Annotated in this window: 11 protein-coding genes; 4 read left to right on the top strand and 7 right to left on the bottom strand. The window is 31.1% G+C overall.

The features are described 5' to 3' along the window. On the top strand, positions 1-1,933 hold a 1,933-nt coding region (locus BLS77_RS13805), incomplete at its 5' end, for a YhgE/Pip family protein (protein ID WP_175490863.1). A 64-nt stretch (positions 1,934-1,997) separates the two neighbouring features. Here the strand turns inward: BLS77_RS13805 and BLS77_RS13810 are convergent. Next, complete coding sequence (locus tag BLS77_RS13810; protein ID WP_089971050.1) at positions 1,998-3,140, bottom strand: AI-2E family transporter; 1,143 nt, start codon at positions 3,138-3,140, stop codon at positions 1,998-2,000. 447 nt (positions 3,141-3,587) lie between these two features. Between BLS77_RS13810 and BLS77_RS13815 the strand changes: the two genes are divergently transcribed. Together BLS77_RS13815 and BLS77_RS13820 are read left to right on the top strand one after the other, a co-directional pair. Beyond that, positions 3,588-4,070, top strand: a complete 483-nt coding sequence (locus BLS77_RS13815) for an Lrp/AsnC family transcriptional regulator (protein ID WP_089971052.1) — start codon at positions 3,588-3,590, stop codon at positions 4,068-4,070. Then, the gene (locus BLS77_RS13820; RefSeq protein ID WP_089971055.1) at positions 4,067-5,227 is read left to right on the top strand and encodes an aminotransferase class I/II-fold pyridoxal phosphate-dependent enzyme; all 1,161 of its coding nucleotides are present in this window, start codon (positions 4,067-4,069) and stop codon (positions 5,225-5,227) included. The genes BLS77_RS13815 and BLS77_RS13820 overlap by 4 nt, the downstream gene beginning before the upstream one ends. Positions 5,228-5,359: 132 nt before the next feature. Here the strand turns inward: BLS77_RS13820 and BLS77_RS13825 are convergent, their stop codons facing one another. Next, a complete protein-coding gene (locus BLS77_RS13825) occupies positions 5,360-6,511 on the bottom strand; it encodes a hypothetical protein (RefSeq protein WP_089971057.1) in 1,152 nt (383 codons plus the stop codon). A gap of 232 nt (positions 6,512-6,743) precedes the next feature. Between BLS77_RS13825 and BLS77_RS13830 the strand changes: the two genes are divergently transcribed. Continuing rightward, entirely contained in the window at positions 6,744-8,189 is a 1,446-nt protein-coding gene (locus tag BLS77_RS13830) for a DEAD/DEAH box helicase (protein ID WP_089971060.1), read from the top strand. A gap of 96 nt (positions 8,190-8,285) precedes the next feature. Here BLS77_RS13830 and BLS77_RS13835 read toward each other — a convergent pair whose 3' ends face one another. The 5 genes from BLS77_RS13835 to BLS77_RS13855 all read right to left on the bottom strand — a co-directional run bounded on the left by BLS77_RS13835 (position 8,286) and on the right by BLS77_RS13855 (position 13,945). Further along, a complete protein-coding gene (locus BLS77_RS13835) occupies positions 8,286-8,993 on the bottom strand; it encodes an MIP/aquaporin family protein (RefSeq protein ID WP_089971062.1) in 708 nt (235 codons plus the stop codon). An 86-nt stretch (positions 8,994-9,079) separates the two neighbouring features. After that, complete coding sequence (glpK, locus tag BLS77_RS13840; protein ID WP_089971065.1) at positions 9,080-10,570, bottom strand: glycerol kinase GlpK; 1,491 nt, start codon at positions 10,568-10,570, stop codon at positions 9,080-9,082. 285 nt (positions 10,571-10,855) lie between these two features. Then, positions 10,856-11,224, bottom strand: a complete 369-nt coding sequence (locus BLS77_RS13845; protein ID WP_089971069.1) for a DUF1667 domain-containing protein — start codon at positions 11,222-11,224, stop codon at positions 10,856-10,858. A 6-nt stretch (positions 11,225-11,230) separates the two neighbouring features. Then, positions 11,231-12,490 carry an NAD(P)/FAD-dependent oxidoreductase gene (locus tag BLS77_RS13850; protein WP_089971072.1) on the bottom strand — a complete coding sequence of 420 codons (1,260 nt, stop codon included), beginning with the start codon at positions 12,488-12,490 and terminating at the stop codon, positions 11,231-11,233. Between the two features lie 15 nt (positions 12,491-12,505). Further along, entirely contained in the window at positions 12,506-13,945 is a 1,440-nt protein-coding gene (locus tag BLS77_RS13855) for an NAD(P)/FAD-dependent oxidoreductase (protein ID WP_089971075.1), read from the bottom strand. Positions 13,946-13,984 lie beyond the last annotated feature (39 nt).

The following is a 13,984-nucleotide window of genomic DNA, read 5'->3' on the forward strand; positions in this document are numbered from 1 at the left end:
TGGAGTTTCAGCAATATCAACAGGTCTTGGAACTTTAAGTGGTAAAATTCCAACATTAAGTAGTGGAGTAGATCAATTATATGGTGGATCTAATGACTTGAAAAATGGTATGCTAGAAGCAAAAGATGGATCAGATAAATTAGCATATGGTAGTAAAAGTTTATATTCAGCATTTAAGACAACTGTTTATCCAGGAGTAACAAAATTACAAGATGGAGCTAATGGATTAAGTGCAAAATTAAATGCAGAAGACAAAAAAGCAGAGCTAGAAAAATTAAGTAAAGGGGCAGAAAATTTAAAACCATTTAGTGATAAATTTGCAGGATCATCAACTTTAATTAAAAACGGTTATGGTGATATTAAAACTGGAATTGATGAAGTTATTGATGGAGTAAACACTTCTTCAACAACAATGGACTCAGTTGGAAAAGATCTTGTAAAGGCTATGCAAAGCCCTGATTCAAAAGATAAAGATGCAAACATAGCAATAGCATTAGGAAAATTAAAATCCTTACAAGATAAAAATAAAGATACTCCGGAAAAACTTACAAAACTTACAAAAAGTTCAGAAAATTTAAATGGTGAGTTAAATAAGTTTGAGGGTGGTATGCAATTATATACTGGGCAAGTAAATGAATTTGCAGCTGGTACGACTAGATTAATAGGTAGTGTAGCAGAAGTAAATGGTGGCGTTAATCAAATAATCGGTGGATTAAATAGATTAGAAGCCGGAATAAATGAAGAAACACCAAAGTCATTTGGAAATGGATTAAAATCTCTTTCAGATAATATGGGTGGATTAAACACTGGATTAGTTAAACTAAATGGTGGAGCTAATCAAATTAATGGAGGACTTAGTGCTTTAAAATCAAATATTCCTGCATTAAGTGAAGGAGTAACAGCATTAAATTCAGGATCAAAAGAAATGATGGTAGGATCAAATGCATTAGTTGATGGTCAAGGTAAATTAAATACAGGTGTAAATGATTTATATTCAAATATTCCTGCATTAAGCCAAGGCGTAACAGCATTATATTCAGGATCAAAAGACCTGATGGTAGGATCAAACGCATTAGTTGATGGCCAAACTAAATTAAATACTGGCGTAAAGGAATTATCAGCTAAAGTACCAGAACTAAAAGATGGAGTTGTTAAACTTTATGATGGTTCAGAAGAATTAAAAACTAAACTTGCAGATGGAGCTACAGAAATTAAAGCAGGTCTTATAAATTCACCAGAAACAATGGGTGAGTATATAGGAGAACCAGCAGAAATGAATGTAGAACCAATAAACCCAATACCTAATTATGGTACAGGTTTTGCACCTTACTTTATAGCACTTTCTTTATGGATCGGTGCAATTATGATGTTCTTTGTTATACCAACACAAACTCATGATGATGAAAATTTATCTAAATTTGATAAGATAGCAGGGAAGTTTGTAGCATTTGGATTTATAGGAGTTATGCAAGCAATATTAGTAAGTGTAGTAGTACTTACTCTTGGGTTAAAACCAGGTAATGTACCATTATATATAGGTCTTACAATATTCTTCTCACTAGTATTTATATCAATAATTCAATGTTTAATATCTTTACTAGGAGATGCAGGAAGACTTCTTGGAATAGTATTATTAATACTTCAATTAACAGCATGTGCAGGTACATTCCCATTAGAATTAGTACCAAATATGTTTAAAGTATTAAATCCTTATATGCCATTTACTTATGTAGTAGAGGCGTATAGAGAAGTAATATCAGCAACAGTAATTGACTACTCAGTAATAGTTAAAGATGTATCAATACTAGCGATAGTATTAGTTGTATTCTTAACAATATCAATAGTATTTAAAAATGCTGGAGAAAAATTCCAATCAGTAATTGAAGGAAGAAAAGAAAAAAGAGCAGACGAAATAGCAGCAGACAGAATGTAATAAAAAGAACACAATCGTAGCTAAGTTATAGCATAGATTGTGTTCTTTTTTCTTTGAAGATATTTTACTTAAATGATATATCTTTAGATTTTAATTTATTAGTTGTAGATCTGCTAATTAGTTTATATATAACTCCAAATGTTGGAATACCAAGTAACATTCCAAGGAAGCCAAAAAGACTACCACCAACTAGCATTGCAAGCATAACCCATATTGCAGAAAGCCCTATAGAACCTCCAACAACTTTTGGATATATAAATGCACCTTCAAATTGTTGAAGCACAATTATGAAGATAACAAATATCATTGCTTGTATTGGTGAAATTATCATAATAATAAATGCAGAAGGTATAATTCCTATAAATGCTCCGAAAATCGGAATTAATGCAGTTACACCTATAATTACACTAATTAATAAAGCATAAGGTAGCGCAAGTATAGTCATTCCAATAAAACATAAGAATCCTATTATAACTGCTTCTATACATTGACCAGTAATGAAACTAGCAAAAGTAACATTAGCGATGTTACCTATTTCCATAATTCTATCTGCAAAGCTTCTTTTGCTGAAGGCATAAATAAATTTCTTTAATTGAAGTAGTAAAGTTTCTTTACTAGCTAACATATAAATTGCTAAAACTAATGAAAGAATAAAGTTAACAACGCCACTTGTTATACCTATAGTTACATTTAATATACCGTTTAAAGAATTTCCAAGAAGTTGACCTCCAACTTGAAGTATATCTTTCCATGCAAGTAGTAATTTGTCGCTAATTATTTTTAATAACTCTGTAGAATTAACATATTGATTAATTAAATGTTCAAATGATCTCATATATCCAGGAACAGAATCCACAAGTGTTGAAACACTTTCTACTAGTTGAGGAATAACAAAAACTATAAGTGTTATTAATAATCCAAAAATAGTAATAATAGTGGCCAAAATAGAAAGTGGTCTTTTTAATTTCTTAGCTGTAGGAGATTTTTGATTATCTAAGAAATTAAAAACTTTGTTTTCAAATAATTTCATTGGTAAATTAAATACAAAAGCAATTCCTATTGCAGTTGTAAAGGGACTAAGTATTGATAAAGTTTTACCAAGTCCAGAGTTTAGTGCAGATAAATTAAGTAATATAAAAGATAGAACTATTATATAAGTTGCTATCAAAATATATTGCTTCAATTTTGATTTTCCTTCATTATTCAAATATTACACAACCTTTATATTTTTTTAGTTAGGGATCTGAAACAAAATAGGCCAGAAGTTGACTAGTTATTTTTTTGAATATTCCTTAGGATATCAAAACGACCTATGATAATTAATTATACATACAATAGAAATACAAAACAATAAATTAAGAAAATATACCTTGAAAGTTAGGAAATAATATAAAAGTAATAAAGATACTATAGTTAAAGTATTGAAATTAATATGCATTAGCATTATAATATAGAGAAATAGCAAAAATGTTGAAAATAGTGACTTTGGAGAATATTAATTATTCTAATTTAGTTATAAAAAGTTTTTGGATTGCTATTTATTTGAATGTCCCTTACTTAGGGGGTGCAGTGAAGTGGTTCCTTCGTCCATTACTTGGAGGAAGGTTTTTTTATACCGATTTATATTAAAGATAAAAAAGGGAGGTTTTGAATTATGGAAGAAATTCTAGAAATTTTAGAAAAAAACAGTAGATATAGTGATGAGCAAATTGCTATTATGGCAGGAAAATCAGTAGAAGAGGTTAGGGATGCCATTAGGGATTATGAAGAAAAAAACATAATAGCAGGATATACTACTCTTATAAATTGGGAAAATACAGGGAAAGAGACAGTTACAGCATTAATTGAAGTTAAGATAACTCCACAAAGAGGAGAGGGTTTTGATAAAGTTGCTGAAAGAATATATAATTTTAAGCAAGTTAAAGCTTGTTATTTAATGTCTTCAGGTGGATTTGATTTAACAGTTATAGTTGAAGGAAAAACTATGAAGGAAGTAGCAATGTTTGTATCAGGTAAACTAGCTATACAAGAATATGTTACAGGAACGGCTACTCACTTTGTGCTTAAGAAATATAAAGATCATGGAAGAATATTTAAAGAAAAGAAAAAGACTGAAAGAGAGGATATTTTCGTATGATATTAGAAGATATGATTGTTGATAATGTTAGAAATATGCCCCCATCAGGTATAAGAAAGTATTTTGATATAATCAATGAAATGGAAGATGTAATATCACTAGGAGTTGGGGAACCGGATTTTGTTACCCCTTGGAATGTTAGGGAAGCTGGAATTTATTCTTTAGAAAAAGGACATACACATTATTCATCAAATGCTGGGTTTATTGAACTTCGCACAGAAATTGCAAAATATTTAGATAGAAGATTTGATCTTAAATATAATCCGCTTGATGAAATATTAGTTACAGTAGGGGGAAGCGAAGGCATTGATATAGCACTCAGAGCTTTAGTTGGACCTGGAGACGAAGTTATTATTCCAGAGCCAAGCTTTGTAGCTTATAAAGGCTGTACAGCCTTTACAGGTGCAACAGCAAAGGTACTAAATCTTAGAGCAGAAGATGAATTTAAACTTACACCTAAAATGTTAGAAGAAGCTATTACACCTAAAACTAAAGTTGTAATAATTCCTTTCCCAAATAATCCAACAGGAGCTATTATGACTAGAGAGGAACTCGCTGGTATAGTAGAGGTTTTAAAAGATAAAGATGTAATAGTAATTTCAGATGAGATATATGCAGAACTTTCTTATGATAAAAAACATGTATCTATTGCGAGTTTCCCAGAAATGAAGGAAAAAACTTTAGTTATTAATGGTTTCTCTAAAGCTTATGCAATGACTGGCTGGAGGCTTGGATATATTTGTGGTCATCCTATATTAATAGATGCTATAAAAAAAATACATCAATATGCATTAATGTGTTCACCTACAGTTTCGCAGTTTGCAGCAATTGAAGCTTTAAAATCTGGAGACGATAGTGTTTTCACTATGGTTAGGGAATATAATAGAAGAAGAAGAGTGTTAGTTGATGGGTTTAAAAAAATGGGACTTGATTGTTTTGAGCCTCTAGGAGCATTTTATGTATTCCCATGTATTAAATCTACAGGTATGACTTCAGATGAATTCTGTGAAAAACTTCTAAAGACGGAAAAAATATTAGTAATTCCAGGAAATGCTTTTGGAGATTGTGGAGAAGGGTTTATAAGAGCTTGCTACGCATCTTCAATGGAAAATATAATGGAATCATTAAAAAGAATAGAAAGATTTATTAATGATTAAAGAAAATAAGTTAATATAAAATAAAACAAAAAGATTACGGTGTATTCTCTGTAATCTTTTTGTTTTATGTGATCAGAATGGTCACGTACTAGTTGAAGAAGTAACCAGTAAATATAATCTTAAGTTTTATACTTAATCATTTTCATAATCCTTGAAGTTATCTTTTGAATAATAATCTATTCCTATATATTCTGCTTCCGTATTATTTAATTTTCCTCTTATCTTATATTTAATCAAATCTCCCTCTTTCATATCCTGCGGTATGATAAACTCTTTAAGGGTAGTATCATTTTTTACAATTCCAGCATCTTTATAAACTTGCCCATTAAAGTTAAATTCTAAATAATACTCTGTTCCGATTGGTGATCCTATCCTGTACTTTAATTTTTTCACTTTTCCATCCTCAATATATTTATATACATACAATGAATCCCAGGCACCATCAGCATTTAATTTAACAACTACTAATCCAGATCGTAATTCATATCTTGGATATAAATTATTATTCTCACTAGCTTCTTCTATCATCTTATACCCAACATCATCTGTAGTATTTTTCAATTTATCTTTATCATCTGTATTTGATTTATTACTATTTTCATTTTTTATATTATTAGAATTATTTGATGTATTTATATCTTTTGTATTTATACTTTTTATTTTTTGAGATATTCCAAAGTCACTTATTAGATAAAGTGTATACTCGGAGTTCTTGTTGAAATCTGTAATCTTTTCACTAAACTCAGTACCAATTTCTCTACTTACTATAATCTGTTCATCTTCACCATCTTCTTTTTTTGTTATTGTGTATCTTCTTAGATCAGGGGCACCACTCCACCAAATTTTCAAAATATCTCCTTCAAATATCCAATTAAAAACAACTTGATGACTTATACTTAAATCATTTAAAACCTCATCATCTGAAACAACTTCAACACTTCTTTCAGCATACTTACCTAAGTAAGTAACACTTATAGTAGCAGTACCTTTATTTTTTGTTGCTATTTTACCTTCGTTAAAAGTTATTACATTTTCATCACTACTTTTATAATCTAAATCTGTTAAATTTTCAGTAGTACCATCCTTATACTTTATAATAGTATCAAATTTAAACTCCTTATTACCTGGCATTTTATCTCTATAGGTTTCAATATAAACACTTTCTACATTATAATTCTTAATAATTTTCTTCATAGGTTTATATCCTAAAAATATAAGTATTACTAGAGCTATTAACAAGAAGACTATTACAAAAAATACTGTAAACTCTGTTTTTCTCTTCATATTAGTTATTCCTCCATTTACTATTTTAACTAATTATACCACTTGATTAACATATGGTAAATGTTGTTAGAAATACTTGATTTATCTGAAAAAATAAATCTAATTTAATTACTAAAACTGTGGATAAAGATTTAAGTGATGAATAATTATATAATAGAGTTGTTAAATTTGTTTATTGTAGGAACATAAGGTACAATGGATATATTATTTATAGAAAGGTTAGGAGATAAGCATGGAAAACAAAGGATTTAGTGAATTAAAATTAAGTGATGATATAGTTAAGGCTTTAGAAAATTTAGGGTATAAAAAACCTTCAGAAGTACAAATAGAAGCAATACCTCATATTTTAAATAGAGAAGATATTATAGTGAAATCTCAAACTGGTAGTGGTAAAACAGCTAGTTTTGGTATTCCATTATGTGAAATGGTTGAAGTTGAAGAATCAAGAGTACAAGGGTTAATACTTGTTCCAACTAGAGAACTTGCACTTCAAGTAAAAGAAGATATATCTAACATAGGGAGACTTAAAAAAGTTAGAGCGGCAGCTGTTTTTGGAAAGCAACCTTTTCATGAACAAGTTAGAGAGCTTAAACAAAGAGTACATATAGTATCAGGAACACCGGGAAGAATTAGTGACCACATAAGAAAAGGAAACTTAAAACTTGATGATATAAAGTTTGTGATAATAGATGAAGCAGATAAAATGCTTAGTATGGGATTTATAGATCAAATTAAAGAAATTTTAGAAGTTATGCCTAAAGATAGAACAACGGCATTATTCTCAGCTACACTTCCAGAAATAATTGAGAAATTATGTGGAAAATATATGAGAAATCCTAAAATACTAAATGTACAATCAGAGGTATTTAATAGAGATAAAATAAAAGAAAGTTTTCTACAACTTGAATATGATGAAAAAGCAAATGCGCTTACAAGAAATCTTTATGCAAATACTCCAGATGCTGCAATTGTATTTTGTAATACAAAAGATAAAGTTCGAGAACTACACGATAAACTTAAAAAAGATGGTGTAATGGTTGAGCAACTTCATGGAGATATGGAGCAAAAAGATAGATTATCTACAATGGAAAGATTTAAAAATAAAGAATTTAAGGTTTTAATTGCAACTGATATAGCGTCACGTGGAATACATGTTGATAATATTACTCATGTATTTAACTATGAATTACCAGGAGAAACAGAAAACTATGTCCATAGAATAGGAAGAACAGGGAGAGCCGGCCGTGAAGGGTGTGCAATTTCCTTTGTTTCTAAATTTGAAAAAAGATTTTTATCATCAGTAGAAAGTTATGTTGGATATGAAATAAAAGAAGGTAAACATCCAAGTGATGAAGAGGTTAAGGTCGGAAAGATTATTTTCAAAGAAAGTCAAAAAGCTTTTGGATTAAATAAAGGTGTTAAAAAAGTAGCTATACATACAGACGTTACTAAAATACATCTTACAGGTGGGAAAAAGAAAAAACTTAGAGCTATTGATGTAGTTGGAGCTTTAAGCAACTTAAAAGAATTAACAGGAGAAGATATTGGTATTATAGATATTCAAGATACTTGCTCTTTTGTTGATATTTTAAATGGCAAGGGGAGTGCGGTAGTTAAAAATAATAAAGAAATAACTATAAAAGGAAAATCAATAAGAATACAAAAAGCTAATAAATAATGAAAATGGAAAAAGCTGTGAAGTTGTTACTTCACAGCTTTTTATTAAAAAATAATAAATAAGTCAATTAAAAACTAATAAAATTAAAGGTTAAATTTAACCCAATAAGGCAACGAATGCTAATGCACCTAAAATACCACCACAAATTGGAGCTACTACTGGTATCCATGCATATCCCCAATCACTATCACCTTTACCGGCAATAGGGCAAATTGCATGAATTAGTCTAGGTCCTAAATCTCTAGCAGGATTAATAGCATATCCTGTTGTACCACCTAAACTCAAACCTATTACTAAAATTATAAATGCAGCAATAAGTGGTCCAAATCCAGGAGCAGATGCTGTTTGTCCAACTCCTAATAATGCAAATACTAATACGAATGTTCCAAGAAATTCTGAGAAAAAGTTTGCTGGTGTATTTCTAATTGCAGGTCCAGTACAGAATACAGCAAGTTTTGCCCCTTTGTCTTCTGTAGCTTCCCAATGAGGGAAATACATTAACCAAACTAAAATTGCACCTGCCATAGCTCCTAGAAGCTCAGCTAGTATATAACCAGGTACAAGTGACCATGATAAATTACCAATTGCAGCTAGACCAAGAGTGAGAGCAGGATTGAAAGAAGCGCCACTTGCAGGTCCAAAGATATAAGCGGGAACACCAACTGCAAATGCCCAACCAAAAGCTATAACTATCCAACCAGAATTATTTCCTTTTGTTTTTGATAAACATACATTTGCAACTACACCATCACCAAGAAGAATAAGTATCATTGTTCCAAAAAACTCTGCATAATAATGTGACATATTGTTTATACCCCCTACATAATTTGTTTAGATTAGAATAAAAATTAAGTTTTCACTTGGGTTCTAATAATTAAAAATAGTTTTAATTATTTTGCCCAGTCCATTGATCTTCCAACTGCTTTATGCCAACCTTTTAAAAGTTCAGTTCTATTTTCTTCTGTCATTTTTGGCTTGAAGGATCTTGATAGTGCCCAATTCTTTGAAATTTCTTCTTGATCTTTCCAATAGCCAACTGCAAGTCCAGCTAAATAGGCAGCTCCTAAAGCTGTTGTTTCAATAACTTCAGGTCTATCAACTTGAACATCTAATAGATCTGATTGGAATTGCATTAAGAAGTTATTAGCACAGGCTCCACCATCAACTTTTAAAGCTTTAAGTGTAATTCCTGAATCTTCTTGCATAGCTTTTAATACATCATTTGTTTGATAGGCTATAGATTCAAGAGCTGCTCTTATAAAGTGTTCTTTCTTAGTTCCTCTAGTTAAACCAACTATTGCGCCTCTTGCATATGGATCCCAATATGGTGCTCCAAGTCCAACAAAAGCTGGTACCATATAGACACCGTCAGTACTTTCCACCATACTTGCATATTCTCCAGATTCACCAGCGGTCTTTATCATTCTTAATTCATCTCTTAACCATTGAATAGCTGCACCGGCAACAAATACACTGCCTTCAAGAGCATAGTTAACTTTTCCGTTAATACCATAAGCTATAGTTGTAAGCAAACCATTATGGGAATCAACAGCTTTTTCACCAGTATTCATTAGCAAGAAACAACCAGTTCCATAAGTGTTTTTAGCAGTACCAGCTTGATAACAGGTTTGTCCAAATAAGGCAGCTTGTTGATCACCAGCAGCACCTGCTATTGGTATTGGAGAACCAAATATTGAATTATCAGTGTATCCATAAACATAACTTGATGGTTTTACTTCGGCAAGCATTGACTTAGGTATATTTAAAGTCTCAAGTATTTCATCATCCCATTGTAATTCATGAATGTCATATAGAAGTGTTCTAGAGGCATTTGTATAATCTGTTACATGAACAGCTCCGTTTGTTAATTTCCAAATTAACCATGTATCAATAGTACCAAATAGTAAATTGCCTTTTTCAGCTTCATCTCTAGCACCCTCAACATTATCAAGTATCCATTTTACTTTTGTTCCGGAAAAATAAGCATCAAGGATAAGTCCAGTTTTATTTCTTACAACTTTATCAAAGCCTACAGCCTTTAATTCATCACACATACCAGCTGTTCTTCGGCATTGCCAAACAATTGCATTGTACACAGGAACGCCAGTGTGTTTATTCCAAACTACTGTAGTTTCTCTTTGATTAGTAATACCAATAGCAGATATATCTGTTGCAGTTGCACCAACTTTAGCCATAGCTTCTTGAGCTACACCTAATTGAGTAGCCCAAATTTCCATTGGATCATGCTCAACCAAACCTGGGCTAGGGAAAATTTGTGTAAATTCTTTTTGTGCAACACTTACAATTAAACCTTCTTTATTAAATAAAATACATCTTGAACTTGTTGTTCCTTGGTCTAGTGACATTACATACTTAGCCATAATTTTGTACACTCCTCATTCATTTTATTTGGTAAACGTTTGCTTAACGTTTATAGAAAAACGCTATTGATCAATAGCGTAAATTCATCTTGATTTAAATACTTTAGATTAATACTGTAATATTCTTAAGTTCAATAAACTTATTATTGTGTTAAAGATTATTGAATTAAGAATAAAATCTATTTTTATTAGTGTAGTATTATGTATATTATACTTTATAAATAATATACATAATACTTAATTATTTATAGAATTTATTTTTGAGATATTTACCTAAAGTTAATACTAATGTTTCACTTTAACATCCTTAGTTGCAATAATGTTTACACCTGTGTTAAGTACATTTTCAAGTACAATATCACCTATAGAAATAGGGGCTTTTACTACAACATTTTTTAATTCGGCTACACAGTCATAAATCATATTTTTTGGGATATCTTGCTGAGTTTTTACAGGAACTATTTCGTTTTTTCCACCGGTTACTAAAACAGATGAAGTAACAACTCTTGTTGGATTAGTACATTCTTTTTTGCCATAGGTTTCACCTATCTTACAGGTATTTCCTTTTACGCTTAGAACTTCTGTGCCCTCAAGCTCTACTGTAAGAGCACAACCTATCGGACATCCTATGCAGGTCAATTCTCTTGTACTCATAATTCATTACTCCTTTTCTACTTTAATAGTAATTTTCTTGCATTCACTATATTTGTCAAAAACTGCTTTAGTTAATTTAACACTTTCCATTTCACCTGGTGTAAGAATCTTCTTCTTTAAATGCATCTCTCGAGCTTCATCAAAGTAAACAGAAATATAAGCACCTTTGAATACTTCTCCAACTCTAAATCTAACATCTAGTACAGTGTCAACATTTTCAGGATTGATAGTATTTGGTACTGTATACCTAACTCCATCTGTTGCGAAAACATCAATAATATTTCCAACTTTATGAATTCCATTTATATAATTTGCAGCATTTCTACCAGCAGTATAGCTCTCTGTAGTTACATTATCTACTAAATCGTGAACGTGAAGCACATTGCCACAGGTAAATATTCCAGGAATACTTGTCTGCATACTTTCATCTACTATAGGACCACCAGTAACTCTAGAAAGTTTAACATTTGCATTTCTAGAAAGTTCATTTTCAGGTAGAAGTCCAACCGATAATAGTAATGTATCGCAAACAATATATTCCTCAGTACCCTTAATTGGCTTTCTGTTATCATCAACTTGGGCTATAGTAATGCCTTCAAGTCTATCTTTTCCATGTATATTTGTAACAGTATGACTTAATTTTAAAGGAATATTAAAATCGTCTAAGCATTGTACAATATTTCTTTTAAGGCCACCGGAGTAAGACATTAATTCAACACATGCCTTTACTTTTGCACCCTCTAGAGTCATTCTTCTTGCCATTATAAGACCTATATCTCCAGAACCAAGTATTACTACCTCTTTTCCAGGCATTAAACCTTCAACATTAACATATTTTTGAGCAGTTCCAGCTGTATAAATACCAGCACATCTTGAACCTGGTATATTTAGAGCGCCTCTTGGTCTTTCACGACATCCCATTGCAAGTATAATTGCTTTAGCTTGAAGTTCAAGGATACCATCTTCTGTATTTACAGCGGTAACTTGCTTATTATCATTTACATCTAATACCATAGTATTTAACTTAAATTCAATACCATAACTTATAACCTTATCAATAAATCTTTGTGAATACTCAGGACCAGTTAACTCTTCTTTAAAGGTGTGAAGACCAAAACCATTATGAATACATTGGTTTAAGATACCACCTAATTCATCGTCTCTCTCTATAATTAAAATGCTGTTTATACCTTGATCTTTTGCAGAAACTGCAGCAGCAAGCCCAGCAGGACCTCCACCAATTATGATTAAATCATATTCTTGCATATATACCCCTCCAATTTATAAAGATTCTTTATTTTTTCCAACTAACAAAGTAGAATTACCACCAAATTTTGTGATTTCAGAGCGAGATATATTAAGTTCTTTTGAAAGAATATCAACAATTTTTGTTGCACAGAACCCAGCTTGACATCTTCCAGTTCCAGCTCTTGTTCTTATTTTAATTCCATCAAGTGTTTTTGCTCCAAGAGGGCTTCTTATAGCCTCTATTATTTCACCTTCTGTTACAGATTCACACCTGCAAACAATTTTTCCGTATTCAGGTATTTCCTTAATTATTGCTTTTCTTTCCTCATTTGACATTTCGCTGAACTTTCTTATACCTTTTCTTATAGGATTAAAACTCATATTTTTTTCAGGAACTAATTTTTCTACTATCATATCAGATACCATTACAGCAATACTTGGGGCGCTAGTTAGCCCAGGAGATGCAATTGATGCAACATTAATAAAGTTTTTAGCATCAGAAACTTCTTCAATTATGAAATCATCTAATTCACTAGTTGCCCTATTACCTGCAAAAGAGGTTATAGACATATTCATAGGAAGGGGAGTTTGAATGCTAAGTTGAGCCTTCAAAACAATCTCAACAATACCTTCTTGTGTAGTATAAAGATTATTTTTATCAGTTATATCTACAGCAGTAGGTCCGATTAGAAGATTACCATGAACAGTAGGAGTAACTAAAATTCCTTTTCCAAGTTTAGTTGGAAGTTGGAAAATAGTATTTGTTACTAAATTTCCTACAGCTTTATCAAATAAAACATATTCGCCTTTCCTTGGAATTATTTTAAGCTTTTCATTACTCACCATATTATTAATGTCATCTGAAAATAAACCAGCTGCATTTATTACTATTTTTGTTTCAATATCACCTTTATTAGTTTTTACAATATAATTATTTGAATTTTTTTCTATATTAGTAACCTCAGTTTCAAATTTAAACTCAACACCATTAATGTATGCGTTTTCAGCAAAACCAACAGTCATTTCATATGGACAAACTATTCCTCCAGTAGGAGCATATAGTGCACCAACACAGTTATCAGTTACATTAGGTTCCATTTTTCTAACTTGATCTCCATCAAGAATAACTAAATCAGGAACACCATTTTTTTTACCTTGAGCTAGTAAAGAATCAAGATCAACCATGTGTTCAGCATCAAAGCATAGAACTAATGAGCCATTCCTTTTAAAGGGAAAATCTAATTCCTTTGCAAGTTGTGTGTACATTGCATTGCCTTTTGCGTTTAATTTTCCTTTTAAGCTATTAGGCTTAGCATCAAAGCCTGCATGCACAATTGCGCTATTTGCTTTTGTTGTACCAGAAGCAACATCAATAGATTTTTCAAGTACACATGTTTTTAAATTATATTTAGACAATTCTCTTGATATTGCGCAGCCAATAATACCAGCGCCAACAATAGTTACGTCAAACATTATTTTACCTCCTAAATGCAAATAAAAAGAGACCCTTGA

Origin of the sequence: Clostridium gasigenes, from assembly GCF_900104115.1 — a bacterium.
Classification (GTDB): Bacteria; Bacillota; Clostridia; order Clostridiales; family Clostridiaceae; genus Clostridium; species Clostridium gasigenes.